Source organism: Caballeronia temeraria, assembly GCF_001544795.2.
In the GTDB taxonomy this organism is placed as follows: domain Bacteria; phylum Pseudomonadota; class Gammaproteobacteria; order Burkholderiales; family Burkholderiaceae; genus Caballeronia; species Caballeronia temeraria.
In genome coordinates this window covers 340,868-365,947 of the sequence record NZ_FCOI02000002.1, presented here as the reverse complement: position 1 = coordinate 365,947, position 25,080 = coordinate 340,868, and the positions used below count along the sequence as shown (strand labels likewise).

The 25,080-nt window shown below is 63.5% G+C and carries 23 protein-coding genes; 8 read left to right on the top strand and 15 right to left on the bottom strand.

The annotated features are described in order from the left end of the window. The first annotated feature begins 138 nt into the window (after nucleotides 1–138). The 4 genes from gpmA to AWB76_RS04180 all read left to right on the top strand — a co-directional run bounded on the left by gpmA (nucleotide 139) and on the right by AWB76_RS04180 (nucleotide 4,905). Nucleotides 139–885 (top strand): 2,3-diphosphoglycerate-dependent phosphoglycerate mutase, encoded by a 747-nt coding sequence (gene gpmA, locus AWB76_RS04195; protein ID WP_061158845.1) that lies wholly within the window; start codon nucleotides 139–141, stop codon nucleotides 883–885. Between the two features lie 267 nt (nucleotides 886–1,152). Next, the gene (locus AWB76_RS04190; RefSeq protein ID WP_061158844.1) at nucleotides 1,153–2,736 is read left to right on the top strand and encodes a S41 family peptidase; all 1,584 of its coding nucleotides are present in this window, start codon (nucleotides 1,153–1,155) and stop codon (nucleotides 2,734–2,736) included. Between the two features lie 103 nt (nucleotides 2,737–2,839). Further along, on the top strand, nucleotides 2,840–3,610 hold the full coding sequence (locus AWB76_RS04185) for a HesA/MoeB/ThiF family protein (RefSeq protein WP_061158843.1): 771 nt from the start codon (nucleotides 2,840–2,842) through the stop codon (nucleotides 3,608–3,610). A gap of 77 nt (nucleotides 3,611–3,687) precedes the next feature. Beyond that, entirely contained in the window at nucleotides 3,688–4,905 is a 1,218-nt protein-coding gene (locus AWB76_RS04180; RefSeq protein ID WP_061158842.1) for an autotransporter strand-loop-strand O-heptosyltransferase, read from the top strand. Here the strand turns inward: AWB76_RS04180 and ptsP are convergent. The 7 genes from ptsP to AWB76_RS04145 form a co-directional block, all read right to left on the bottom strand. Beyond that, nucleotides 4,902–6,662, bottom strand: coding sequence for a phosphoenolpyruvate--protein phosphotransferase (ptsP, locus tag AWB76_RS04175; protein WP_061158841.1), 1,761 nt, complete (start codon nucleotides 6,660–6,662; stop codon nucleotides 4,902–4,904). The two genes, AWB76_RS04180 and ptsP, sit on opposite strands and share 4 nt — an antisense overlap. A gap of 223 nt (nucleotides 6,663–6,885) precedes the next feature. Then, entirely contained in the window at nucleotides 6,886–7,155 is a 270-nt protein-coding gene (locus AWB76_RS04170) for an HPr family phosphocarrier protein (RefSeq protein WP_061158840.1), read from the bottom strand. 37 nt (nucleotides 7,156–7,192) lie between these two features. Next, on the bottom strand, nucleotides 7,193–7,681 hold the full coding sequence (locus tag AWB76_RS04165; protein ID WP_061158839.1) for a PTS sugar transporter subunit IIA: 489 nt from the start codon (nucleotides 7,679–7,681) through the stop codon (nucleotides 7,193–7,195). A 262-nt stretch (nucleotides 7,682–7,943) separates the two neighbouring features. Next, complete coding sequence (gene gshB / locus AWB76_RS04160; protein ID WP_061158838.1) at nucleotides 7,944–8,900, bottom strand: glutathione synthase; 957 nt, start codon at nucleotides 8,898–8,900, stop codon at nucleotides 7,944–7,946. Nucleotides 8,901–8,952: 52 nt separating this feature from the next. Then, on the bottom strand, nucleotides 8,953–10,242 hold the full coding sequence (gshA, locus tag AWB76_RS04155) for a glutamate--cysteine ligase (RefSeq protein WP_061158837.1): 1,290 nt from the start codon (nucleotides 10,240–10,242) through the stop codon (nucleotides 8,953–8,955). Nucleotides 10,243–10,497: 255 nt separating this feature from the next. After that, nucleotides 10,498–11,958, bottom strand: a complete 1,461-nt coding sequence (locus AWB76_RS04150; RefSeq protein ID WP_061158836.1) for an ammonium transporter — start codon at nucleotides 11,956–11,958, stop codon at nucleotides 10,498–10,500. A 31-nt stretch (nucleotides 11,959–11,989) separates the two neighbouring features. Continuing rightward, nucleotides 11,990–12,328 (bottom strand): P-II family nitrogen regulator, encoded by a 339-nt coding sequence (locus tag AWB76_RS04145; RefSeq protein WP_014190273.1) that lies wholly within the window; start codon nucleotides 12,326–12,328, stop codon nucleotides 11,990–11,992. A 393-nt stretch (nucleotides 12,329–12,721) separates the two neighbouring features. Here AWB76_RS04145 and AWB76_RS04140 point away from each other — a divergent pair, with 393 nt between their 5' ends. Continuing rightward, the gene (locus AWB76_RS04140; protein WP_061159017.1) at nucleotides 12,722–12,985 is read left to right on the top strand and encodes an accessory factor UbiK family protein; all 264 of its coding nucleotides are present in this window, start codon (nucleotides 12,722–12,724) and stop codon (nucleotides 12,983–12,985) included. 95 nt (nucleotides 12,986–13,080) lie between these two features. Then, complete coding sequence (locus tag AWB76_RS04135) at nucleotides 13,081–14,625, top strand: YifB family Mg chelatase-like AAA ATPase (RefSeq protein ID WP_061158835.1); 1,545 nt, start codon at nucleotides 13,081–13,083, stop codon at nucleotides 14,623–14,625. A gap of 379 nt (nucleotides 14,626–15,004) precedes the next feature. On the opposite strand, the gene AWB76_RS04130 is transcribed toward AWB76_RS04135, so the two are convergent. Beyond that, nucleotides 15,005–15,607, bottom strand: a complete 603-nt coding sequence (locus AWB76_RS04130; protein WP_244173208.1) for a hypothetical protein — start codon at nucleotides 15,605–15,607, stop codon at nucleotides 15,005–15,007. 134 nt (nucleotides 15,608–15,741) lie between these two features. On the opposite strand from AWB76_RS04130, the gene AWB76_RS04125 reads away from it, so the two are divergent. Beyond that, on the top strand, nucleotides 15,742–16,278 hold the full coding sequence (locus AWB76_RS04125; RefSeq protein WP_061158833.1) for a peroxiredoxin family protein: 537 nt from the start codon (nucleotides 15,742–15,744) through the stop codon (nucleotides 16,276–16,278). Between the two features lie 57 nt (nucleotides 16,279–16,335). On the opposite strand, the gene AWB76_RS04120 is transcribed toward AWB76_RS04125, so the two are convergent. The 6 genes from AWB76_RS04120 to AWB76_RS04090 all read right to left on the bottom strand — a co-directional run bounded on the left by AWB76_RS04120 (nucleotide 16,336) and on the right by AWB76_RS04090 (nucleotide 23,707). Further along, nucleotides 16,336–17,679, bottom strand: a complete 1,344-nt coding sequence (locus tag AWB76_RS04120; RefSeq protein ID WP_061158832.1) for a sigma-54-dependent transcriptional regulator — start codon at nucleotides 17,677–17,679, stop codon at nucleotides 16,336–16,338. 19 nt (nucleotides 17,680–17,698) lie between these two features. Beyond that, a complete protein-coding gene (locus AWB76_RS04115; protein ID WP_374729907.1) occupies nucleotides 17,699–19,696 on the bottom strand; it encodes a sensor histidine kinase in 1,998 nt (665 codons plus the stop codon). 25 nt (nucleotides 19,697–19,721) lie between these two features. Next, nucleotides 19,722–21,011 (bottom strand): dicarboxylate/amino acid:cation symporter, encoded by a 1,290-nt coding sequence (locus AWB76_RS04110; RefSeq protein ID WP_061158830.1) that lies wholly within the window; start codon nucleotides 21,009–21,011, stop codon nucleotides 19,722–19,724. A gap of 513 nt (nucleotides 21,012–21,524) precedes the next feature. Beyond that, nucleotides 21,525–22,526: a lipoyl synthase gene (lipA, locus tag AWB76_RS04100; RefSeq protein ID WP_061158828.1), complete on the bottom strand. Its 1,002-nt coding sequence runs from the start codon at nucleotides 22,524–22,526 to the stop codon at nucleotides 21,525–21,527. Further along, on the bottom strand, nucleotides 22,523–23,287 hold the full coding sequence (lipB, locus tag AWB76_RS04095) for a lipoyl(octanoyl) transferase LipB (RefSeq protein WP_061158827.1): 765 nt from the start codon (nucleotides 23,285–23,287) through the stop codon (nucleotides 22,523–22,525). Before lipB ends, lipA begins: the two co-directional genes overlap by 4 nt. Nucleotides 23,288–23,380: 93 nt before the next feature. Next, on the bottom strand, nucleotides 23,381–23,707 hold the full coding sequence (locus AWB76_RS04090; protein ID WP_061159016.1) for a DUF2917 domain-containing protein: 327 nt from the start codon (nucleotides 23,705–23,707) through the stop codon (nucleotides 23,381–23,383). Between the two features lie 123 nt (nucleotides 23,708–23,830). Between AWB76_RS04090 and AWB76_RS04085 the strand changes: the two genes are divergently transcribed. Next, nucleotides 23,831–24,781, top strand: a complete 951-nt coding sequence (locus AWB76_RS04085) for a transcriptional regulator GcvA (protein WP_061158826.1) — start codon at nucleotides 23,831–23,833, stop codon at nucleotides 24,779–24,781. Here AWB76_RS04085 and AWB76_RS04080 read toward each other — a convergent pair. Continuing rightward, on the bottom strand, nucleotides 24,765–25,073 hold the full coding sequence (locus AWB76_RS04080; protein ID WP_061159015.1) for a DUF493 family protein: 309 nt from the start codon (nucleotides 25,071–25,073) through the stop codon (nucleotides 24,765–24,767). The two genes, AWB76_RS04085 and AWB76_RS04080, sit on opposite strands and share 17 nt — an antisense overlap. Between the last annotated feature and the right edge of the window lie 7 nt (nucleotides 25,074–25,080).

Sequence of the window (25,080 nt, the reverse complement as noted above, 5' to 3'; positions counted from 1 at the left end):
GAGGGCAATCAGGGCATTATAAAATAACCGTTTCCCGCGATGGCCTCCGCCGTCCGGCCGATGGCGGCACCCCGCCCGCTCGGGCAGGATGACGGGGTGCGATCGGCGCACCGCTTTTCCAACTGACCGACCGATATCATGTACAAGCTAGTGCTCATCCGCCACGGCGAATCGACGTGGAACAAGGAAAACCGGTTCACGGGCTGGGTCGACGTCGACCTGACCGAGCAGGGCAACCGCGAAGCGCGCCAGGCCGGCGTGCTGCTGAAGGAAGCCGGCTACAAGTTCGACATCGCCTACACGTCCGTGCTCAAGCGCGCGATCCGCACGCTGTGGCACGTGCAGGACGAAATGGACCAGATGTATATCCCGGTCGTGCATTCGTGGCGCCTGAACGAACGCCACTACGGCGCGCTCGCGGGCCTGAACAAGGCGGAAACCGCGAAGAAATATGGCGACGATCAGGTGCTCGTCTGGCGCCGCAGCTACGACACGCCGCCGCCCGCGCTCGAACCGGGCGACGAACGCGCGTCGTTCAACGATCCGCGTTACGCGAAGGTGCCGCGCGAGCAGTTGCCGCTCACCGAATGCCTGAAGGACACCGTCGCGCGCGTGCTGCCGGTGTGGAACGAGTCGATCGCGCCGGCCATCAAGTCGGGCAAGCAGGTCGTGATCTCGGCGCACGGCAACTCCATCCGCGCGCTCGTCAAGTATCTGGACAACATCTCCGATCAGGACATCGTCGGACTGAACATCCCGAACGGCGTGCCGCTCGTGTATGAACTCGACGAAAACCTGAAGCCCATCCAGCACTACTATCTGGGCGATCCGGAAGCCATCGCGGCGGCGCAAGCCGCTGTCGCCAAGCAAGGAAAAGCGGGCTGACACCCCGGCGCGGGCGGTTTTTTCAGCCGCCCGGCAAGCAATTCGCTGCACGAGAGCGCCGGTCGCGGCGCTCTCGCCGCATTCATGGCTGGCGGCTGACGAAGCACGGGCGGCGTCGACAGGATGCCGTCTGAACGTGCGCGAGCCGACGCTGCAAGGCATGAAAGCCTCAGGCATTTAAGTTGCGTTTAAGTCGATAATCGAAGTGAGCGGGTATACTGGCCCGTCACCAACGATGCAGCCCATCCGATTCCGACCGCACTATCTATGCGAAAGAACCTGAAAAACTTCGGCCTGGTAGCCGTTGGCGTTGCTGCCGGCGCGCTCGCCACCCTGCAGATCTCCGCATCTGCACAGCAAGCTGCTTCCTCGCCTCTGCCGCTCGAACAATTGCGGCTTTTCGCCGAAGTTTTCGGTCAGATCAAGCACGAATACGTCGAACCGGTCGACGACAAAAAGCTCCTCACCGCCGCGATCAAGGGCATGGTGTCGAGCCTCGACCCGCACTCGTCCTATCTCGACAAGACCGACTACGAAGAACTTCAGGAGCAGACCAAGGGCCGCTTCGCGGGCCTCGGCATCGAAATTTCTTCGGAAGACGGCCTGATCAAGGTCATTTCGCCGATCGAAGACACGCCTGCGTTCCGCGCCGGCATTCGTCCGGGCGACCTCATCACGCGCATCAACGACAAGCCGGTGCGCGGCATGACGCTCGACAAAGCCGTTAAGCAGATGCGCGGCGAACCGGGCACGAAGGTCACGCTCACGATCTTCCGCAAGAGCGATGACCGCACGTTCCCGCTCACCGTGACGCGCGCCGTGATCCGCGTGCAGTCGGTGAAGATGAAGGTGCCGGAGCCGGGCTACGGCTATATCCGCATCACGAGCTTCCAGGAGCGCACGGTGCCGGACCTCGCCGCGAAGCTGCAGGATCTCGCGCGCCAGCAACCGAATCTGAAGGGCCTCGTGCTCGACCTGCGCAACAACGGCGGCGGCCTGCTGCAAAGCGCGGTCGGCGTTGCGGGCGCGTTCCTGCCTGATAACGCGGTGGTCGTGTCGACCAATGGCCAGATCGCGGACGCGAAGCAGACCTTCCGCGACACCTACGACAACTACCGCCTGCCGTCCTTCGATTCCGATCCGTTGAAGAATGTGCCGGAAATCTTCAAGAAGGTGCCGATGGTCGTGCTGACCAACGCTTACTCGGCGTCGGCTTCGGAGATCGTCGCGGGCGCGCTGCAGGATCATCACCGCGCGTTGATCGTCGGCAAGACCACGTTCGGCAAGGGCTCGGTGCAGACCGTGCGTCCGATGACCGCCGACAGCGCCCTGCGCCTGACGACCGCCTACTACTACACGCCGAGCGGCAAGTCGATCCAGAATCAGGGCGTGCGCCCGGACGTCCCGGTCGATCAATACGCGGACGGCGATCCGGACGACGCGCTCGTCACGCGCGAAGTCGATTACTCGAATCACCTCGCGAACACGCAGGATCCGAACGAGAAGAAGGAACAGGAGCAGCGCGAAGCGGATCGTCTTGAGCAACTGCGCATTCTCGAAGAGCAGAACGACAAGAAGACGCCCGAGCAGCGCCGCAAGGATCGCGAGCGCAAGCCGGTCGAATTCGGCAGCGCGGACGACTTCATGCTCCAGCAAGGCCTGAACAAGCTGGAAGGCAAGCAGGTCGTCGAGTCGAAGTCGTACAGCGAACGCAAGCTCGCGCAGAACAAGCCGGCGCGTTCGGCATCGGCGCCGGTCGTCGCAGCGCCTGCGCTGCCGGCCACGCCGGGTTCCGCGCCGGCGTCGGGCGCACAGCCGGCTTCGGCGCCGACCGCGCAGCAAACGAAGTAAGTTTGCCGCAGTCCTGCAAAAGGCTTCGCAGCGTAAGGCTGCGAAGCCTTTTTCTCTTTTGCGCGCTTAGAATGCTTCGTTCGAGCAGCCGATTCTTTCCGCGATGAACGACGATCAACTCCTTCGCTATTCCCGCCATATCCTCGTCGATGAAATCGGCATCGAGGCGCAGCAGCGCTTTCTCGATGCGCACGCGGTCATCATCGGCGCGGGCGGACTCGGCGCGCCCGCGGCGATGTATCTCGCGGCGGCGGGCGTCGGAAAGATCACGCTGGTCGATGCCGATACCGTCGATCTCACGAACCTTCAGCGGCAGATCGTGCACATGACGCGATCGGTCGGCGTGCCGAAGGTGGAGTCGGCGCGCGAGACGCTGAGCGCGCTGAATCCCGGCATCGAAATCATCGCGGTGAACGCGCGCGCCGACGCCGGATGGCTCGATATCAACGTGCCCGGCAAATCCGTGGTGCTCGATTGCAGCGACAACTTCGCGACGCGCCACGCGATCAATGCGGCGTGCGTCGCGCATCGCGTGCCGCTCGTGTCGGGCGCGGCCCTGCGCTTCGACGGACAGATCAGCACCTTCGACTTCCGCTCGCCGGACTCGCCGTGCTACGCGTGCGTGTTTCCGCCGGATCAACCGTTCGAGGAAGTCGCCTGCTCGACGATGGGCGTGTTCGCGCCGACGGTCGGCATCATCGGCGCGATGCAGGCGGCGGAAGCGCTGCGCGTGATCGGCGGCTTCGGCGAGACGCTCGCGGGCCGGTTGATGTTGCTCGATTCGCTGCGCATGGACTGGAACACGATGAAGATCGCGCGGCAGCCGGATTGTGCGGTCTGCGGAAACACCATCGATCGCGAAGCGGCGCGCTAATTAAGGCACGTCTTACGCCGCCGCGACGACCGTCCACTTAAGCTTTCCGACTCTTCCATCCGAGACCGGATCCTCCTTTGGGCATCGCCATTTCGCCAGCAAGCGCGCAGCGTGGGCTCACGCATAGCGCGTTCGTGCGGCCATCGCCTCCCCGGTTCATCGGGCCGGAAGGCATCCTTTACGATTTCAATTATGGTTGCCGGGTGCAGGTTCCCGTCGATGGCTGGCGCGTGCGCATGGTCGATCTCGATACCTTCAGCCTGGTCTTCGACGAGCACGTCGAAGCGAATTCGATCATCGCGAGCCGGCGCAAATACTTCGTGCGCTTCGAGCTTCAGGTGTTCGACGGCGAGCGTCTCGTGTTTCATCACGCGTACGACGCGCGCGGCCGCAACGTGCTGATCCATCCGTCCGGGACGGCGCTCGGCGATACGCTCGCATGGATGCCGGCCGTGGAAGCGTTCCGGTTGGAGGAGCAGTGCGAAGTCCACGTCGCGCTGCCGGCGCATCTGCGAGCGCTATTCGTGAACGGCTATCCGTCGATACGCTTCATCGCGCCCGAATCCGCCGATTCGATCGATGAACCGTTCTACGCGACCTACCATCTCGGATTCTTTTCGCCGTACACCGATCGCGATCACCAGCCGACCGATCCGCGCGTCAGCAGCCTCCAGGACGCGGCCTCGTATATGCTCGGCGTGCCGTGCGAAGAGCGCCGGCCCAATATCGTGATCGCGGATTCGGCTCGGACCGTGGCTGAGCGCTATGTCTGCATCGCGACGCAATCGACGGCGCAGTGCAAGTACTGGAACAATCCGCGCGGCTGGCCGGCGTTGATCGATCATCTGAAGTCGCGGGGATATCGCGTGTTGTGCATCGATCAGCATCGCGAGCACGGCGCGGGCGACGTCGTGAACACGATGCCGGAAGGCTGCGAGGATTTCACCGGAAATCATCCGCTCGAAGAACGGGTGAATCTGCTGAAACACGCGGATTTTTTCGTGGGACTGAGTAGCGGCCTGTCGTGGCTCGCGTGGGCGGCAGGCGCGCCCGTCGTGATGATCAGCGGCTTCAGTCACCCGCATTCGGAGTTCCGCACGCCGTATCGCGTGATCAATTTTCACGCGTGCAATAGCTGCTTCAACGACACGACGTGCGACTTCGACAACCGCGATTTTCTATGGTGTCCACGACGCGACGGCAAATCCGGGCGCTTTCAATGCACCTCGGCGATCTCACCCGAGCAAGTCATCGCTCAGGTGGATCGGTTGATCGCGGATCACGGACTGGCCTAAACCTTCTGCAACGCCGTGAGCGCGGCCTGCAATTCGGCCGGCTCGTAAGCCGCGAGCACATCCGCGACCGGCTTCTCCAGCGCCTTCAGATTCGAGCGCAGGATTTCCTGCTTCACGATCAGCAACTGGCTCGGATGCATCGAGAATTCGGTGAGTCCGAGCCCGAGCAGGAGGCGCGTGACGGCGGGATCGCCCGCCATTTCTCCGCACACCGACACCGGCACGCCCGCGCGCTTCGCCTCGCGCAACGTGAACGCAATCAGATTCAGCACCGCCGGATGCAGCGGATCGTACAGATGCGCGACGGCGTTATCGGCGCGGTCGATCGCGAGCGTGTACTGGATCAGATCGTTCGTGCCGATCGACAGAAAATCGAGCCGGCTCAGGAACAGCCGCACGGCGATGGCCGCCGCGGGAATCTCGATCATCGCGCCGACCTGAACCTGGCGATCGTACGCGACGCCTTCCTCATCCAGTTGACGCTTCGCCTCGCGGATCAGATCGAGCGTCTGATCGATTTCCTGCGCGTGCGCGAGCATCGGAATGAGAATCTTGGTCGGACCGAACGCCGACGCCCGCAGAATGGCGCGCAGTTGCGTGATGAACATCTGCGGTTCCGACAGGCTCCAGCGAATCGCGCGCAGACCCAGCGCGGGATTGGGCGCGGTTTCGTAACCGTCGCCGCCGCTCATCGAATCGAGCGGCTTGTCCGCGCCGACGTCGATCGTGCGGATCGTCACCGGTTTGCCGTTCATCAGCTCGACGGCGCGCTTGTACGCCTCGAACTGCTCCTCTTCTTCCGGCAACTGATCCTTGTGATTCATGAAGAGGAATTCGGTGCGGAACAGGCCGACGCCCATCGCGCCGGCTTCGACGGCCACTTGCGCGTCGTCCGGCAACTCGATGTTCGCGCACAGCTCGATCTTCGTGCCGCAGAGCGTCTGCGTCGGCGAGAATTTCAGGCGCTGGAGCTTGCGCTGCTCCAGCACCTTTTCGCTCTGGCGATACGAATATTCTTCGAGAACGATCGGCGCCGGATCGACGATCACGATGCCATGATCGCCGTCGACGATGATCAGATCGTTCTGGCGGATCAGCGCGCTCGCCTGCTGCACGCCGACGGACGCCGGAATGCCGAGACTGCGCGCGACGATCGCCGTGTGCGACGTGCGCCCGCCGAGATCCGTGACGAAGCCCTTGAACGCCTGCGTCTTGAACTGGAGCATGTCGGCCGGCGCGATATCGTGCGCGACGACGATCATCTCGTTGTGCCCGTTGCTCGCGGCCGTGTGCACGACGAGCGACGCGGCCGTCGGCGCGCCCGCGAGCGCCTTCAACAGCCGCTCGACGACCTGCTCGACGTCCGCTTTGCGTTCGCGCAGATATTCGTCTTCGATCTCGTCGAAATAGCCGCCGAGAATCTCCAGTTGTTCGGTGAGCGCCCACTCGACGTTGTAGCGGCGCGTGCGGATCAGGTCGATGGTTTCCTGCACGAGCATGGCGTCGTTCAGGATCATCGTATGGACGTTGATGAAGGCGCCCATTTCGCTGGGCGCGTCGGCGGAGAGGTCTTCGCGCAACGCTTCGAGTTCGGCGGCGACGGCCGCCTGCGCCGCGTGAAATCGGTCGATTTCCGCGTCGATCTGATCCGGCTCGATCAGATAATGGTCTACGTCGAGCGCCGCCGGCGCGATCAGATAAGCGCGCCCGATCGCGATGCCGCGCGAGACGGGAATGCCATGCAGCGTGAAAGACACGCGCCCCTCCTCTAGTTATTGATTGTCGCGGTCTGCCAGGAGCCCCCTCGACGGGCACAAACCGCGCGTCCATTATAAGTTCGAATGTGCCGGCAAGTCCCTGAACACCGGGTCGCGATAGGGCCGGAACGGTTGCACCGAATTACGCGAATGCGTGATGCGGATATGAAAAAGCCGCGTCGAAAACGCGGCTTTTCATTGAACGGACATTACGGCGATGCGCTTACTGCCCTTCCCCGAATTTATCGGCGATGAGCCCGAGAATGGCCTGCATCGCTTCGGATTCGTCGGCGCCTTCGGTTTCGATCGTCACCGTGCTGCCGATGCCCGCCGCCAGCATCATCACGCCCATGATGCTCTTCGCGTTGATCCGGCGGCCGTTGCGGCTCATCCAGATTTCGCATTGAAAGTTGCCCGCCAGCTGTGTGAGCTTGGCCGAAGCGCGTGCGTGGAGCCCCAGCTTGTTCACGATTGTTGTTTCTTGTTGCAGCATGATGCTCCGAAGCGCTAGGTGGATGAAATGAGCGGCGTCAGTGGCTGGCGGCCTTCGCGCTGACGAGATCGGCGCTTGCCGAGCATGCCGGGTCGGGCGAACCGGCGGCCTTCGTCGCGAGGGCGCAAGGATTGAGCGGCGTGGACGCATCCAGTTCCTGGATGCCTTTCGAGCCGCCCTGAAGGATCTTTTCGGTCAAGGTGTCGAGCGGCGTCGCGCGGTAGCAGACGGCGCGCACGAGCATCGGCAGGTTGCAGCCGGCGATCACGCGCACGTCGGTATCGTGCAGGCTCGCCGCGATATTCGCGGGCGTCGCGCCGAACACGTCGGTGAGCACGATCGCGCCGTTTTCTTCCTTCAGACGATCGATTTCCGAGCGTGCGAACGCGCGGACTTCCACCGGGTCGCAGTCGGGCGACACATCGATGACGCCGATGCGCGCCGGCAGACCGCCGTAGATATGCGCCACGCATTCGCGCAGCGCGGTGGCGAAAGGTGCGTGCGCGATGATCAGAATGCCAGCCATGTCAGGTAATGCCTCAGCGACAATTCAACGACAAAAATCAGACGATTGAGTCGGAGTTCGCTCGAAACGCGCGAGCGGCGCGGATACAACTCTAAAGTGGGCGCTGGTCGGGCGGAAATCAACCGCATTCCGCGCCACGATATTCGACCGCACTTGAAATGCGATCGCGCCCCGAAAACGCCAACACCGGGAAGTCAATTCTAACAGTCTCGCAAAAGCGAGTTTGGCGCGATGTACGCACGCGCTCCGTTCGTCGACCGGCTCAATGCGCCGCGCGTTCGAGCGCGTCGATGAACATGCCCGCCACGTCAAAGCCTGTCTGATCCATGATTTCGCGGAAGCACGTCGGGCTCGTGACGTTGACTTCGGTGAGATAGTCGCCGATCGCGTCCAGACCGGCGAGCAGCAGGCCGCGCGCCTGCAGCACCGGCCCGAGCGTCTCGGCGATTTCGCGATCGCGCGCCGACAGCGGCTGCGCACGCCCCAGACCGCCCGCCGCGAGATTGCCGCGCACTTCGCTGCCCTGCGGAATGCGCGCGAGCGAATACGGCACCGGCTGGCCGCCGATCACGAGAATGCGCTTGTCGCCGTCCGTGATTTCGGGGATGAACTTCTGCGCCATCACCGTGCGCGCGCCGTCCTCGGACAGCATCTCGACGATCGAGCCGAGATTCATGCCATCCGCCTTCACGCGGAACACGCCCATGCCGCCCATGCCGTCGAGCGGCTTCAGGATCACGTCGCCGTGCTCGGCGTGGAAGGCGCGCAGACGCGCGGCGTCGCGCGTGACGAGCGTCGGCGTGACGAACTGCGGCCATTCCGCGATGGCGAGCTTCTCCGAGTGATCGCGAATCGCCTGCGGCTTGTTGAAGACCCGCGCGCCGTTGCGCTCGGCGATCTCCAGCAGCCAGGTGGCGTTCACGTACTCCATGTCGAACGGCGGATCTTTGCGCATCAGCACGGCATCGAAATGCGTGAGCGGCAGATGCTCGGCCTGCTCGGCCGCGTACCACGGCCAGCGATCGCTGTTCGCTTCATCGCCGACGATCGCGATGCGCCGCACGCTCGCCTCGACCTTCGCGCCGTTCCACGCGAGATGCTGCGGCTCGCATGCGTAGAGCACGTGGCCGCGCCGCGCGGCTTCGGCCATCATCGCGTAGGTCGTGTCTTTGTAGATCTTGAAACGATCGAGCGGGTCGGCGATAAAGAGGATGTTCATGACGATTGGCTAATTCAGTGCGCGGCCTGCGAGCTTACCGCAAGCCGCGAACTCATACCTGAATGGCTTCCGGATCGGTCTTTTCGAGTTCGAGCGATGCCGCCAGCAGCCCAAGCCGCGCCACCACGCCATACATGTAGAAGCGGTTCGGCGGCGCGGCGCCCGGCTTCGCGTGCGTGTCCGGCAGCGCCGTATGCTCGAAGCCGAGCGGCACGAAATGCATGCCCGGCGCATTGAGGTTCTGATCGCGCTCGCGCGAATCGTGCACGCGATAAAACCCGCCGACGACATACCGGTCGATCATGTACACGACCGGTTCCGCGACCGCATTCTCCACGCGCTCGAAGGTATGCACGCCTTCCTGCACGATCACGTCGTGGACTTGCAGGCCTTCCTTCGCGTCGTTCATCTTCGTGCGCTCGCGCTTGGTCAGCGCGGCGACTTCGCTCGCGTCGTGCACGGTCATCACGCCCTTGCCGTAGGTGCCGGCGTCCGCCTTGATAACCACATACGGACGCTCGCTGATGCCGTACTCGCGATACTTCTTCGCGATCTTCTTGAGCACGCCGTCGATGGCTTCGGCCAAGGCTTCCTCGCCCGTGCGCGCTTCGTAGTCGACGCCTTCCACGTGCGCGAAATACGGATTCACCATCCACGGATCGATCTCGACGAGCTTCGAGAACTTCTTCGCGACGTCGTCGTAGCAGGAGAAGTGCGTCGACTTGCGGCGCACGGCCCAGCCCGCGTGCAGCGGCGGCAGCAGATATTGCTCATGCAGATTTTCCAGCACGGGCGGAATGCCGGCCGAGAGATCGTTGTTGAGCAGGATCGAGCAGGGATCGAAGTTCTTCAGGCCCAGCCGGCGCGGCGTGCGCTCGAGCGGCTCCAGCACGATCTTCTGACCGTCCGCGAGCGCGATGGTCACCGGACCGTGAATGTTTTCGTCGAGCGTGCCGAAGCGGATATTGAGTCCGGCCTGCCGCATGATCAGCGCGAGGCGCGCGACGTTCTCGAGATAGAACGCGTTGCGCGTGTGGCGCTCGGGAATGACGAGCAGATTCTTCGCGTCCGGGCAGATTTTTTCGATGGACGCCATCGCCGCCTGCACCGCGAGCGGCAGCACTTCCTGCGGCAGATTGTTGAAGCCGCCGGGGAAGAGATTGGTGTCGACGGGCGCGAGCTTGAACCCTGCGTTGCGCAGATCGACGGAACAGTAGAACGGCGGCGTGTGCTCTTGCCATTCGAGCCGGAACCAGCGCTCGATAGCGGGCATGGCCTCGAGAATTTTCCGCTCGAGGTCGAGCAGCGGGCCACTTAACGCCGTAACAAGGTGCGGAACCATGTATTACTCGCGGACGGAAGAGAAAAGATTGTAGAGCAATTGCTTTGCCTAATTGGGTATGAACCGCCAATTGACAAGGTTTCCCGGCCGTTGCCGCGCGTCCTTCCGGCGAACTTCGCGCGCACGTTCGACGAAAACACGACGAAAATCCCGCAGTCAAAAAAATGCCCGCCATGAAGGCGGGCGAAGTCGCTGCGCTCGTTCTTGCCGCGATCCGGTGCGCCCTCTCGCGGCGCGCCGGTCGCGGCGTGAGACTTATTCGACGTGCTCGCCGTGCAGCGTGACGTCGAGACCTTCGCGTTCCTGTTCTTCCGTGACGCGCAGACCCATGGTCATGTCGATGACCTTGAGCAGGATGAAGCTGACGACGCCGCTGTAGACCAGCGTGACGAGCACGCCCTTCGCCTGCACGAGCACGCTGCCGTCGAAGCCGCCGATGTCCTTCACCGCGAACACGCCGGTCAGGAGCGCGCCGATGATCCCGCCCACGCCGTGCACGCCGAACGCGTCGAGCGAGTCGTCGTAGTTGAACTTGTGCTTGAGCCACGTGGCCGACCAGAAGCAGACGACGCCCGCGACGATGCCGATCACGATCGCGCCCGTCACGCCGACGAAGCCCGATGCCGGCGTCACCGCCACCAGACCCGCGACCGCGCCCGAGATGATGCCGAGCACCGACGGCTTGCCCTTCGTGATCCACTCCGCGAACATCCAGCCGAATGCGGCGAACGCGGTGGCGATCTGCGTCGTGAGCATCGCGAAGCCGGCACGGCCGTCAGCCGCGACCGCCGAACCCGCGTTGAAGCCGAACCAGCCCACCCACAGCATCGATGCGCCGATCAGCGAGAGCACGAGGTTGTGCGGCGCCATCACTTCGCGGCCGTAGCCGACACGCTTGCCGAGCACGAGACAGCACATCAGACCCGCGATACCGGCGTTGATGTGAACCACCGTGCCGCCCGCGAAGTCGAGCACGCCAGCGGATGCGAGCCAGCCCGTCGGTTCCCAGACCATGTGCGCGACCGGCGAGTACACGATCAGCGACCACAGCGTCATGAACACGAGCATCGCCGAAAACTTCATGCGGTCGGCGAACGCACCGGTGATGAGCGCCGGCGTGATGATCGCGAAGGTCAGCTGGAACGCGAAGTAGACCGACTCGGGGATCGTCGTGGCGAGATGGCTCACGGTGAGCGTCGTCGCCTTGTCGCCCTTGATGTAGGCCATGCCGTGCAGGAACACGCGCGAGAAGCCGCCGATGAACGACCCGCCCGGCGTGAACGCGATGCTGTAGCCGACGATCGTCCAGAGGATCGTCACGAGACAGCAGATCGCGAAGCTCTGCATGGCCGTGGCGAGCACGTTCTTCTTGCGGACCATGCCTGCATAGAACAGCGCGAGGCCCGGAATCGTCATGAACAGCACGAGGGCGACGGACGTCAGCATCCAGGCCGTGTCGCCCGAGCTGATCTTCGACGAGTCGATCATGACCGGCTCGGTCGGCGCGGCGGGCGCGGCATCCGAGGCGGCGGAAGCAGCGTCGGCGGCCGCGGCCGGTGCGCTTGCGGGTGCAGCGGGTGCAGCGGGAGTGGCCGAGGCGGTATCCGCGGGTGCCGAGGCAGCGGCCGGAGCGGACGCATCCTGGGCGAGAGCGGTGCCGACATTCGCGCCGATCAGCGCGCTCGCCACCAACAGTGACATCAAAAAGTTGCGCATTCTTCTGGTTCCTCTTATCGCCAATTTCTTGTTAGAGCGCGTCGGCGCCGGTCTCGCCGGTGCGGATGCGGATGACCTGTTCGATCGCGGTGACGAAAATCTTCCCGTCGCCGATCTTTCCCGTGCGCGCGGCGCGTTCGACGGCTTCGATCGCCTGATCGACGATGTCGTCCGAAACGGCCGCCTCGATCTTCACTTTCGGCAGAAAGTCGACGACATATTCCGCGCCCCGATAAAGCTCGGTATGCCCCTTCTGTCGGCCAAAGCCTTTCACCTCGGTCACCGTGATGCCCGAGACGCCGATGGCCGACAGCGCTTCACGCGCTTCGTCCAGCTTGAACGGCTTGATGATTGCGGTAATGAGCTTCATGTATCCCTCGCTGTGGTGTGCTGATCCTTCGATGCCGTCCATTGAAGCGTGCAGAAAAGGTCGCGCCAGTTATGCAACTCGTATGCCATGCGAGTGTTCATGCGGGTTTGCGCGATTTCGCGAAACATTCGCGCGAAGGGTAGGCCGAACGGCTAACGTGCGCCGCGCGCGCTGGCGCGGCGATAAGTTCGTTGTTAGAGTGGTCCCGAGGTCCCGCAAAAAGGGGCATGGGCGGACAACGCGAGGCGGCGGCAGCGCTAAAATCGCGGCGCCTCAAAGGTGCTTCGGATCGCGCCGGCGGAAGTGCCGGCACGCACCAATATCGAACATTCGATACTTCGGGGCACTGACCTAACAATGAATGCACTTTTTTTGTGCAAGAAGGGAGAAACGATGAAGCAGCCCAACGACGTTTTTAATGATTTGCAGCAGAAGATGAGCGAGCTCTTCAAGAATTCGCCCGCGAAAGACGTCGAACGGAATATGAAAGCGATGCTCTCGCAAGGCTTTTCGAAGCTGGATCTCGTGACGCGCGAAGAATTCGACACGCAGACGCAGGTGCTCGTGCGCACTCGCGCTCGTCTGGAAGAACTCGAAAAGCGCGTCGCGCAACTGGAGCAGCGTCTCGCGGGCGGCAGCTCCGCCGCGCAAGACTAAGGCGCCAGCAACGCCCTACCGCATACCTCGGCTAGCGAGCCGTGAGTTTCTAGTTTTATTGCCGGCGTGCCCGTCGCGCCGATCCAGGTGAAATCATGTCGCTTGCCGTGGTACGCAGCCGCGCGCCCGCTCCTGGGCGCGCGCCCGAAGTCGTCGTCGAAGTCCATCTCGCCAACGGGTTGCCGTCGTTTTCTATCGTCGGTTTGCCCGATCTCGAAGTCCGCGAAAGCCGCGAACGCGTGCGCGCCGCGCTGCAGAACTGCGGCTTCGATTTCCCCGTCCGCAGAATCACCGTCAATCTCGCGCCCGCCGATCTGCCGAAGGAAACCGGCCGCTTCGATCTGCCGATTGCGCTCGGCATTCTCGCCGCAAGCGGTCAGATTCCGGCCGAATCGCTCGAACATCGCGAATTCGCCGGCGAGCTATCGCTGACCGGCGCGCTGCGTCCGATGCGCGGCGCGTTCGCGATGGTCTGCGGCGCGGCCCGCCACTACGCATCGATGCGCGATGCGGCCGCGCGCATCCCGGAAATCTACGTGCCGCTCGCGAGCGCGGCCGAGGCGGCGCTCGTGCCGGGCATCGAAGTCTTCGGCGCGGCGGACTTGCCGACGCTCTGCGCGCATCTGAACCGCGTTCCCGATGCGCGCCTGCGACCGGTCCACGCCGCGCCGTTGCCTCTAACCGCCGCGCCTTGCGCCGATCTCGCCGATGTCATCGGTCATCCCGCTGCGCGCCGCGCGCTCGAAGTCGCGGCGGCGGGCGGGCATCATCTGCTGATGGTCGGTCCGCCCGGCGCGGGCAAGTCGATGCTCGCCGCGCGTTTGCCCGGCCTGCTCCCGCCGATGAACGACGACGAAGCGCTCACCTCCGCCGCGATTCTTTCGGCGAGTTCGATCGGCTTCACGCCCGAGCAGTGGCGGCGGCGGCCGTTTCGCGCGCCCCATCACTCGTCGAGCGCGGCGGCGCTGGTGGGCGGGCGCAATCCGCCGCAGCCCGGCGAGATCACGCTCGCGCATCTCGGCGTGCTCTTCCTCGACGAGTTGCCCGAGTTCGATCGAAAAGTGCTGGAAACGCTACGCGAGCCGCTCGAAGTCGGCCAGATCACGATTTCGCGCGCCGCGCAGCAGGCGGAGTTCCCAGCGGCATGCCAACTCGTCGCGGCGATGAATCCGTGTCCGTGCGGCTGGCGCGGCGATCCGGGCGGCCGATGCCGCTGTTCGCCCGACGTCGCCGCGCGCTATCTGCGCAAGTTGTCGGGGCCGCTGATGGACCGCATCGACATTCAGATCGAGTTGCCGGCCCTGTCGCCCGCGGAATTGTCGGCGCGCGGCACGGAGCGCGGCGAGTCGAGCGTCGTCGTCGCCGGCCGGGTCGCCGCGGCCCGCGACATACAGACGCAGCGGCAGGGCAAGATCAACCGCGATCTCGACGGCCGCGAAGCCGACGCCGTCTGTCGCCCCGATGCCGCAGGCGAAGCCTTGCTGCGCACGGCGGGCGAGCGCTTCGGCTGGTCGGCGCGCGCCTACTACCGCGTGCTCAAGGTCGCGCGGACGATCGCCGATCTCGCCGGCTCGGACATGCCGGATGTGTCGCACGTCGCGGAGGCCGTTCAGTACCGGCGGACGCTGACTGTCGCGTGAAGCCAGCGCGGACGCGGCCTGGTCCGCCTCTGCTCGGTAGAAAAGTGCTTGTCAAGTCTTGACTTATACACACTGAAGCGATCTGGGGTCTTCTCCCATCTGATCAAACCCCGGTTTTAGGCTCATTTCACAGACCATTGATTTTATTGAACTATTTAACTTGCCGCGAACGGAGGCAAACTAACGTAAACCGCGTGAAATGGGCTTTAGCGCGCTACCGCACAGTGTTTTCCACAAAGTTATCCACAGACACTGTGGATAGCGGAAAAAGTCCATACGAATCCGTGGATTAGCGCGTAAACTTCCGAAGGAACTTCGGCTCTTTCAGCCGGACTAAGACGTTTCTTAAGTCAGTACACACAGAATTCGAGTCCTTCCTCTAAAACAATTTGAAGGACGTAAAGAACTGCTCGGCCTGCTCCCGCGGCGGCGTCTTGTCTGACACGATCGCCAGTTGATAGACATGCACACCCCGCGCGACGAATCTCGCGTGAATGGTCCGCGACTGGCGCTTTTCCCCGCCTTCTCCTTTTACTTCGATCTCGCTACCGAGCACGCGGCCGCCCGCCGCAAGATCGATCTGCGTCGCACGCGCGTCAGGCGTCGCATTCACGTTGCGCGCGAGGCCTTGCTGCAGGAAATCGAGCGCTGCACGCTGCAATTGCGGATCGGCGCTCGGCAGCACGACCGTGCCGACGGCGAACACGGCATCGTTGGCTTCGGCGGTCTGCATGCGCATCGTCATCGACTGGCCGGCGATTTCGATCTTCCGCTCATCGGAACGCGGCTTGGCGGGCAAGGTGACCTCGTAGCCGTCGTCGTTGTTCATCACGGTGCGCCAGTCGTACGACGGCGTGCACGCGAGCAACGCGCCGCATGCGACAGATGCGCACACCAGTCTGTTAGCCGAAGCGAAGTTGGGAAGAAAACGCGCAGCAGCGCGCGGCAGGCGGAAAGAAAACACGGAGAAAACTCGTTTCATGACGAACCACTGCGTGAAAACCGTCATTATCGCGCTGCGATGCCGGGCTTATCGGCGCGTCACGAACTCATCCCGAAATTGGCGCTAAAATACGCAGCAGTCTCCGTTCGCCGGAGAGCCATTCGAGGTTCCACATGTCCCAAGCCACGCAAGATTCATCCACGCGCGCCAAGAGCCCGCTGCGCTACATCGTGATGACGCTCGTCGCGGGCGTGATCGCGTGCACCGGTTATTTCGCTTTCGGCGGCCAGCAGAAGGTGCCGGACGCGACTTTCACGCTGCTGTCGGGACAAAAGATTTCGACTTCGGGCGACCTCAAGGGCAAGGTCTATCTCGTCAATTTCTGGGCGACGAGTTGCGAGACCTGCATGAAGGAAATGCCGCAGATGATCGACACGTACAACAAGTTCAAGGGCCGCGGCCTGGAATTCGTGGCGGTCGCGATGAACTACGACGCGCCGATGTACGTGAACAACTACGCTCAGACGCGCAACCTGCCCTTCAAGGTCGCGATGGACGACGGCAGCGCCGCCAAGCAGTTCGGCAACGTGCAACTGACGCCGACGACCTTCGTCATCGACAAGAACGGGAAGATCTTGAAGCGCTATGTCGGCGAGCCGACGTTCGCGGAGCTGGATCAACTGCTCGACAAGGCGCTCGGTTCGGCTTGAACGCGTCGACATCGACCAGAAAACACAAAACCCGCTGGCTGCAAACCAGCGGGTTTTTTATCGCTCGGACGACTCGCCTTTCACGGCGATGCCATATCGCTTGATCTTCTCGTACAGCGTCGCCTTGCCGAGTTGCAGCCGGTCCGCCGCCACCGCGACCGCGCCGCCGCACTGCTCCAGCGCCTGCCCGATCACGGCACGCTCGAACTGCTCGGTGCGTTCCTTGAGCGATTGCGTCGAGGTATCGAGCGCGGCCGCCGCGCCGCCGTCGTCGAGAATGCCGAGCACCATGCGATCCGCCGCGTTGCGCAACTCGCGCACGTTGCCGGGCCAGTCGCGCTGCATCAGTTCGGCGCGCTGACGATCCGTGATGAGCGGCGCGGGCCGCTCGTAGCGCACGGCGGCATCGAGGAGAAAATGCTCGAAGAGCGGCACGATGTCTTCGCGGCGCTCGTTGAGCGGCGGCAGCGTGATCGTCACCACGTTCAGCCGATACAGCAAGTCGCGGCGAAACGTGCCGTCGGCGACGTGCTCGTTCATGTCGCCCTTCGCCGCCGCGACCACGCGCAAGTTCGCGCGCACCGGCTGATTCGAGCCGAGCCGCTCCAGCACGCCGTCCTGCAACACGCGCAGGAGCTTCACCTGCAATGAGAGCGGCATGCTCTCGATTTCATCGAGAAAGAGCGTGCCGCCCGACGCATGCTCCAGCTTGCCGACGCGCCGCTTCTGCGCCCCCGTAAACGCGCCCGCTTCGTAGCCGAACATCTCCGATTCGAACATCTGCTCCGGCAGCGCGCCGCAATTCACCGCGATGAACGGCTTGTCGCGACGCGGCGACATCTCGTGCAGGCTGCGCGCGATCAGCTCCTTGCCCGCGCCCGTATCGCCGTTGATAAGCACGGAGGCGTCGGTCGGCGCGACGTTCGCGATCAGCCGGCGCACCTGTTCGATCGCGAGACTGCGCCCGATGATGCGGCTCTGCCCCGCGCCGGCCAGCTCGCGCCGCAGCGCCTGATTCTCCAGCACGAGCTTGCGGCGTTCCAGCGCGCGCCGCACCGCTTCGATCAGGCGCTCGGACGCGAACGGCTTTTCGATGAAATCGTAGGCGCCGTCGCGCATCGCCTGCACGGCCATCGAGATATCGCCGTGGCCGGTGACGAGAATCACCGGCACTTCGGGCGCGCGCTCGCGGCATTGCGCGAGCAGATCGAGACCGCTCGCGCCGGGCAGGCGAATATCGCTCACGATCACGCCGGGAAAACTCGCGTCGATCACACGCGCGGCGGATTCGACGCTGCCGTGGCCGGTCACGTCGAAGCCCGCGAGTTGCAGACTCTGCACGCTCGCGCGGCGCACGAGCTCGTCGTCTTCGATGAAGATCACCTGCAAACCGGTGGTCATGTCTTGCCTCTGCAAAGTATTACGCGCGCCTCAAAGTCAGCACGAATTCCGCGCCGTGCGAATGATCGGCGTCAGCCTGCGTGCCGCCTTCCGGCCCGTCCGCGACGATTGGCGCCTCGCGATTGCGCGCGACGAGCGTGCCGCCGTAATCGCGCGCAATCGCCGATGAAATCGCGAGCCCTAGCCCTAGGCCCTGCCCCATTTCCTTCGTCGTGAAGAACGGCTCGAAGAGTTTCGGCAGCGCGTCGACGGGAATGCCGGGACCATTGTCGCGCACGACGAGCTCGATCGTGTCCGCGTGCGCATTCAGTTCGATGACGATGCGCGGCTTGTCGCACGACGCGACCGCATCGATCGCATTGCCGATCAGGTTGATGAACACCTGCTCCAGCCGCAAATCCTCGCAGCGCACGAACACAGGCGCGCGGCCTTCCGCGAGTTCGGGCGCGATATCGATGACGACGTTCTTCATGCGCGGACGCAGCATCGAGAACACCTGGCGCAGCGCCCGCGCGACGTCCGCGCGCGCGTTCTTCGGCCGCGCCTTGGTGACGAACAACTTCAACTGGTTCGTGATGTTGCCCATGCGCTCGGTCAGCGACGCGATCGCTTCGAGATTCTCGCGCGCCGCCGCCTGATCGCCGCGATCGATCAGCACGCGCGTGTTGTCGGAGAAACTGCGCAGCGCGGCGAGCGGCTGATTCAGCTCGTGCGTGATGCCCGCCGCCATCTGGCCGAGCGCGGCGAGTTTGCTCGCCTGAATGAGCTCGTCGTGCGCGGCGCGCAAATCCTGTTCGGCGCGCGTGCGCTCGTTCACTTCCTTCGTGAGCTGCGCGTTCGCCTCCGACAAATCCGCCGTGCGTTCCGCGACCCGTTGATTCAGCTCGGCATACGCGGTTTGCAGCATTTCGCGGCTGCGGATCATCTCGCGCACGCGCGCGCGGCGCATGCGCCAGTAGAACGCGAGCAGGCACAGCGAGACGAAGACGAGCGCGGTGACGATGACCGCGTTCTGCGCGGCGCTCTCGACGGGATCGAGCGCGGCCATCGTGATCAGTTGCCAGTCGGGTTCGCCGATGGAGCGATGCGTCGCGAGAAACGCCGGCGCATTGCGGCCGTCCCGCCCGCCGCCTCCGCCGACGCGCACGATCTGCGCGCCGCCTTCGAGCGTCTTCACGATGGTCATCGGCAGCGGTGTGATCGCTTGTTGCGCGTACTGGCGTGTCGCATAAACGGACGCCTCGATGTTCTGCGGCAGCGGCCGCACCGTGTGATATTTCCACGCCGGCACCGACGAGAGAAAGATCACGCCGTGATCGTCGGTGACGATGAGCGGCTCGGACGCATCCGCGCCCTGCAGCCATTCGAGATTCAGCTTCACGACCGCGACGCCGATGATCTCTTTCGTGCCCTCGCGATACACGGGCTGCGAGATGTAATAGCCAGGTTCGGTCGAGATCGTCCCAATGCCGAAGAACCGGCCGACGCCGCCTTTCATCGCATCGATGAAATACGGCCGGAAGTTGTAGTCCACGCCGACGAAACTGTCCGTCGCGTTCCAGTTGCTCGCGGCGACCGAGATGCCGTTCGCGCGGATCAGATACGTGACGGTGGCGTGCGCGCGCGCGTTGAGGTCTTCGAGATAGCGGTTCGCGCGCTCGACGTTCGCATCGTCCGGATGGTCGAGCGCGTTCTGCACCACGGGATGCCGCGACAGCAGATAAGGCAGGTATTCGTAGCGGTCGAGCGTGCTCTTGAGCGTGTTCGTCGTGCGATCCACGCGTGCGGCGGCATTGAGCCGCAACTCGTCGATGCCGCGTTGCCACGCGATTTGCCACGTGAGCGCGCAGCACGCCACGAGCGCGGCGACAAGCGCGAAAAACACGAGGATGCGGCGCGTCACGTGAGCAGAATCCCGCGAAAGAGGATCTGTCATTGTGTCATACGCGCCCGGGGAATCAGGCGCCGGAAACGACTGCGGCGAAGCACTCGCAGACTGAGGCTTCGCCGCTTGCATGATCGCTTCCTGCTTCGGTTGCGACTTAAACCGACTTCGCTTCTTCGGCGTCGGTCACGTCGACGTCACGCGACAGCGCCGCTTTCAGCTTGCTGCGGTCCAGCTCCTTCTCCCATGCCGACACGACGACCGTCGCCACGCCGTTGCCGACGATGTTCGTCAGCGCGCGGCATTCCGACATGAAGCGGTCGATGCCGAGAATCAGCACCATGCCCGCGAGCGGGATCGTCGGCACGACGGCGAGCGTCGCGGCGAGCGTGATGAAGCCCGCGCCCGTGACGCCGGACGCGCCTTTCGACGTGAGCATCGTCACCGCGAGCAGCGTCAACTGCTGGCCCCACGAGAGGTCGGTGTTGGTCGCCTGCGCGATGAACAGCACGGCCATCGTCATGTAGATGTTGGTGCCGTCGAGGTTGAACGAGTAGCCGGTCGGCACGACGAGACCCACGACCGAGCGCGAGCAGCCGAGCTTTTCGAGCTTGAGCATCAGTTGCGGGAGCGCCGCTTCCGACGACGACGTGCCGAGCACGATCAGCATCTCTTCCTTGATGTACGCGACGAACTTCAGGATGTTGAAGCCCACCATGCGCGCAATTGCGCCGAGCACGAAGACGACGAAGACGATCGACGTCAGATAGAACGTGCCGACGAGCTTGAGCATCGGCAGCAGCGAGCCGATGCCGTACTTGCCGATGGTGAAGGCCATCGCGCCGAACGCACCGATCGGCGCGAGCTTCGTGATGATGCCGACCATGCCGAACAGGATGCCCGACAAGCCCTCGATGAAGTTCGTCACGACCTTGCCGCGCTCGCCGATATGCGCGAGCACCGAGCCGAACAGCAGCGCGATCAGCAGGATCTGGAGGATTTCACCCTGCGCGAACGCCGACACCAGCGTGTCCGGGATGATGTGCATGAAGAAGTCGACCGTGCTCTGGCCGTGCGCCTTCGTCGCGAAGGAATCGACGGCCTTGTGGTCGAGCGTGGCCGGATCGACGTTGAAGCCGACGCCGGGCTTCAGAAGGTGCGTCGCGGCGAGACCGAGGATCAGCGCGAACGTGGACACGACTTCGAAGTACAGGAGCGCCTTGCCGCCGACGCGCCCGACCTTCTTCATGTCCTCCATGCCCGCGATGCCGGTCACGACGGTGCAGAAGATGATCGGCCCGATCACCATCTTGATGAGTTTGATGAACGCGTCGCCGAGCGGCTTCATGTCGGTCGCGAGCGCGGGATAGAAGTGCCCGAGCGCGATACCGATGATGATGGCCACGATCACCTGCACGTACAGGACTTTATGGATAGGTTTTTTCACGATGTTTCCAGGCAATGACAAGCAGTTGGCGGAGGTACGGCCAGCGGCGAGCGTTGACGTGCGAAGCATTCTGGATGCGCGGGTGAATCTGTGGGATGCGCATGCCGAATCGCGCCGCGTAAGCGATAGCCGCTTCGTCGACGGAATCAGGGACGTTGGGATGCGAGAGGGGTCATCGGCTTGTCTCCTTGACTTTTATGGGCGGCTCATGGGCCGTGCCGCTTATGTTGCAAGGGCGATGCCAGGTTTAAGTTTCGCTTAAGCTTTTGATTCTTTTGAGCTTTTTTGAGCTTCGCACGACGGGAAATCCGGGATTCCGGAAATCCGGAATCAGGGTGTCCGGGGTTCTGGACGGTGGCTTGCGGCGCGCGTCAGGTTGTCAAATCTTTCTTGAAAGCTGAATCGGCTCGCAGCGTTCCTCCTCCAAAGCGTTTTGGACGCGCAAGCGCTGCCCCAACAAAAAACCCACGGTCGCCCGTGGGTTTTCCCTGCCAGCAGAACTGCCGACAATGCTCAAACCACGCCGGCCCCATGCGCCTGCAAATCCGCGTGATAGCTCGAGCGCACCATCGCGCCGACCGCCGCGTGCGTGAAGCCCATCTTGTACGCCTCTTCCTCGTACATCTTGAACGTATCGGGATGCACGTACGCCCGCACCGGCAGATGATGCTCCGACGGTTGCAGATACTGCCCGATCGTCAGCATGTCCACATCGTGCGCGCGCAGATCGCGCATCACCTGAAGAATTTCCTCTTCCGTCTCGCCCAGACCGACCATCAGGCCCGATTTCGTCGCGACTTCCGGATGCAGCGCCTTGAAGTCCTTCAGCAGCTTCAGCGAATGGTGATAGTCCGAACCCGGACGCGCTTCCTTATAAAGACGCGGCACCGTTTCGAGGTTGTGGTTCATCACATCGGGCGGAGCAGCGGTGAGAATGCCGATCGCGCGATCCAGACGGCCGCGGAAGTCCGGCGTCAGAATCTCGATGCGCGTTTCCGGCGAATGCTCGCGAACCTGCCTGATGCACTCGACGAAGTGCGCGGCGCCGCCATCGCGCAGATCGTCGCGATCGACGGACGTGATCACCACGTACTTCAGCTTCAGCGCGCCGATGGTGCGCGCGAGATTCAGCGGCTCGTCCGCGTCGAGCGGATCGGGGCGGCCGTGGCCGACGTCGCAGAACGGGCAGCGGCGCGTGCACTTGTCGCCCATGATCATGAACGTCGCGGTGCCCTTGCCGAAGCATTCGCCGATGTTCGGGCAGCTCGCCTCCTCGCACACCGTATGCAGGCTGTGCTCGCGCAGGATCTTCTTGATCTCGTTGAAGCGCGAGTTGCCCGTCGCGGTGCGCACGCGGATCCAGTCCGGCTTCTTCAGCTTCTCGATCGGGATGACCTTGATCGGAATTCGCGACGTCTTCGCTTGCGCCTTCTGCTTCGCAGTGGCGTCGTAAGCGGTGGGCGACGAAGCAGAAGCGGCGGTATCGCCAGCCAGGTTTGCGGTTGCGTCAGTCATTCGGTCGATCCGGTTGTTGCAGCGGCAATTGCGGGGAGGCCGCCGATTTGAAGTGCCAGCCGTTCGGCCAGCACGAGAGCTACGTCGCGCCAGTCGGCCGCGACGCCGAGCGTCGCCATGTCGACCGTTTCGAGCCCCGCGTAGCCGCACGGGTTGATTGCGAGGAAGGGCTGCAGGTCCATGCGCACGTTGAGACTCACGCCGTGGTAACTGCAGCCGTTGCGAATCTTGAGTCCGAGGGCGGCGATCTTCGCGCCTTCGTGCGCCCGAGTACGATCGTTCGCGCCTTGAGGATGCGGCGCCACGTAGATGCCGGGCGCGCCGGCCTTGCGGTCGGTCGCCAGATTATACGTCGCGAGGGTTTCGATCACGGCCTCTTCGATGCGCCGAACCAGTTCGCGCACCATCAGCTTGCGCCGCTTCAGGTCGATGAGCAGATAAGCGACGATCTGTCCCGGCCCGTGATACGTGATCTGTCCGCCGCGATCCACCTTGACGAGCGGAATGCCGCTTTCGGCGAGAAGCAGATGCGCGGGATCGCCGGCAAGACCGAGCGTGAACACCGGAGGATGCTCGACGAGCCAGATTTCGTCCTGCGTGTCTGGCGTGCGGGCGTCGGTGAAGGCGCGCATCGCGTCGAAGCTCTGGTTGTACGGCTCGAGGCCGCGCCAGCGCAACGCGACCGGAAACTCACCGGAACTGAGCACGGTGTCGGGCGCGTCTTGAAATTCTTGTGAAACTGCGAGCGGTGTGGCGGACATGGTGCCGTTAGTTTACCGAAATAGGCCCATGCCCGCCGATGGTGAATTCGCATGCCTCCGATGGCAAATACGAATACTTGGGGTCAGACGGGGTCAGACGGTCCGCCAGCCCGAGCGGAAACGCTGCGCGAGGCGCTCGATGCGCGTCGAAACCCAGTGCATTGCGCGCTCGTCGCAACGCGGCAGGATCGTGAAGACGACATAGGCCGGACGGTCGCCTTCGACAGAAAGCCAGAGGCGCTCGCGTTCGCGCAACTTGAGGTTGTCGCCCGGAACGAGCCAGTAATCCTCGATATCGTTGCTGCGCGTCGCCCAGACCGGGCTGCCGTGAACCATGAGGCGCGTGCCGCGCGCGATACGCATCGGCACCGTTTCGCCAGGCTTGATTTCGAAGGTGACGCTTGTTGAAATTTCTCGCATGATCGACTCCGCCAAGGGAACGTTTCGATGACTACAATCCTAGGCGTGGCAAGGCATCAGGCAAAACGATCAATTTTCACCGCTATGTGAGCTGTATTGACAACGACACCGCCGACCATCCATATGGACCTCCGCCAGCTTCCCGCCCTGAACGCGCTGCGTGCCTTCGAGGCCGCCGCCCGTCACGAGAGCTTTTCCCGCGCCGCCGACGAGCTTTTCGTCACGCACGGCGCGGTCAGTCATCAGATTCGCGCGCTGGAGGCGGAGCTCGGCGTCTCGCTCTTCGCGCGCGACGGCAAACGCGTGCGTCTCACCGATCGCGGCCGGCAGTACGCAGCCGAAGTGCGCGCGGCGCTGCTCGCGCTGGCCGAATCGACGCGCCGCATCCGTTCCGGCGATCGGGACCGGCGGCTGATCGTATCGACGATTCCGTCGTTTTCGGCGCGCTGGCTGACGCCGCGGGTCGGCAGATTCATCGAGCAGCATCCGGATGTCGATCTGGAATTGCTGACGACCGCCACGCTCATCGACTTCAATCGCGACGACGCGGACGTGGCGCTGCGCTTCGGCTACGGCAAGTACGCCGGCCTGCACACGGAGGAACTGCTGGACGAGGTTTTTTTTCCGGCGTGCTCGCCGAATTTTCGCGGCGGCGCGCTGCCCCGCGTGCCGCGCGATCTCGCGACGCTGCCGCTCTTGCGCTCCGACGACGAACTCTGGCGTCCGTGGTTCGACGCCGCCGGGCTCACCGATCTGCCCGAGCCGAAGCGCGGCGTTTTATATGAAGATTCGTCGAACTTGCTGCAGGCGGCCATCGACGGGCAAGGCATTGCGCTCGTGCGCCGGTCGCTCGCGATGCAGGAAATCCTCTCGGGACGGCTCGTGCGGCTTTTCAATGTCGACGGCCCGAGTCCCTGGAAGTACTACTTCGTGTGTCCGGCGGCGCTTCTGCAGTCGAAGCGCGTACAGGCGTTCAGAACGTGGGTGTTCGATGAAGCCGAGCAGTTCAGGCTGCTCTACGAGCGCACGCCGGCCGTGTGCGATGCGCCCTGCGAGATCAGAGCACTACCTTGACCATCGGATGGCCGGTGAGCGCGCGATAGATATCGTCCAGATGCGCGCGATTCTGCGCGCGCACGGTGCAGGTAAGACCCGTGTAGTTGCCGCCCGACGACGGACGCGCTTCCACACGCGATGCGTCGAAATCCTTGTCGAATGCCTTGAGCACATCGACGATCGTGTCGTGGAATTCCGGATGCGTCTTGCCCATGACCTTGATCGGGAAATCGCAGGGGAAATCGAACAGCTCGTCGGCGCTGTGCTTGGCGCTCTCGGTCGGATCGGTGGATTGTGGCTTGTCAGTCATGATGCTC

Bases quoted from the DNA above. Each gene is read 5' to 3' on its own strand.
- gpmA (WP_061158845.1), top strand. From the start codon at position 139: ATGTACAAGCTAGTGCTCATCCGCCACGGCGAATCGACGTGGAACAAG.
- AWB76_RS04190 (WP_061158844.1), top strand. From the start codon at position 1,153: ATGCGAAAGAACCTGAAAAACTTCGGCCTGGTAGCCGTTGGCGTTGCT.
- AWB76_RS04185 (WP_061158843.1), top strand. From the start codon at position 2,840: ATGAACGACGATCAACTCCTTCGCTATTCCCGCCATATCCTCGTCGAT.
- AWB76_RS04170 (WP_061158840.1), bottom strand. From the start codon at position 7,155: ATGCTGCAACAAGAAACAACAATCGTGAACAAGCTGGGGCTCCACGCA.
- AWB76_RS04165 (WP_061158839.1), bottom strand. From the start codon at position 7,681: ATGGCTGGCATTCTGATCATCGCGCACGCACCTTTCGCCACCGCGCTG.
- gshB (WP_061158838.1), bottom strand. From the start codon at position 8,900: ATGAACATCCTCTTTATCGCCGACCCGCTCGATCGTTTCAAGATCTAC.
- gshA (WP_061158837.1), bottom strand. From the start codon at position 10,242: ATGGTTCCGCACCTTGTTACGGCGTTAAGTGGCCCGCTGCTCGACCTC.
- AWB76_RS04150 (WP_061158836.1), bottom strand. From the start codon at position 11,958: ATGCGCAACTTTTTGATGTCACTGTTGGTGGCGAGCGCGCTGATCGGC.
- AWB76_RS04145 (WP_014190273.1), bottom strand. From the start codon at position 12,328: ATGAAGCTCATTACCGCAATCATCAAGCCGTTCAAGCTGGACGAAGCG.
- AWB76_RS04140 (WP_061159017.1), top strand. From the start codon at position 12,722: ATGAAGCAGCCCAACGACGTTTTTAATGATTTGCAGCAGAAGATGAGC.
- AWB76_RS04135 (WP_061158835.1), top strand. From the start codon at position 13,081: ATGTCGCTTGCCGTGGTACGCAGCCGCGCGCCCGCTCCTGGGCGCGCG.
- AWB76_RS04130 (WP_244173208.1), bottom strand. From the start codon at position 15,607: ATGAAACGAGTTTTCTCCGTGTTTTCTTTCCGCCTGCCGCGCGCTGCT.
- AWB76_RS04125 (WP_061158833.1), top strand. From the start codon at position 15,742: ATGTCCCAAGCCACGCAAGATTCATCCACGCGCGCCAAGAGCCCGCTG.
- AWB76_RS04120 (WP_061158832.1), bottom strand. From the start codon at position 17,679: ATGACCACCGGTTTGCAGGTGATCTTCATCGAAGACGACGAGCTCGTG.
- AWB76_RS04115 (WP_374729907.1), bottom strand. From the start codon at position 19,696: ATGCAAGCGGCGAAGCCTCAGTCTGCGAGTGCTTCGCCGCAGTCGTTT.
- lipA (WP_061158828.1), bottom strand. From the start codon at position 22,526: ATGACTGACGCAACCGCAAACCTGGCTGGCGATACCGCCGCTTCTGCT.
- lipB (WP_061158827.1), bottom strand. From the start codon at position 23,287: ATGTCCGCCACACCGCTCGCAGTTTCACAAGAATTTCAAGACGCGCCC.
- AWB76_RS04090 (WP_061159016.1), bottom strand. From the start codon at position 23,707: ATGCGAGAAATTTCAACAAGCGTCACCTTCGAAATCAAGCCTGGCGAA.
- AWB76_RS04085 (WP_061158826.1), top strand. From the start codon at position 23,831: ATGGACCTCCGCCAGCTTCCCGCCCTGAACGCGCTGCGTGCCTTCGAG.
- AWB76_RS04080 (WP_061159015.1), bottom strand. From the start codon at position 25,073: ATGACTGACAAGCCACAATCCACCGATCCGACCGAGAGCGCCAAGCAC.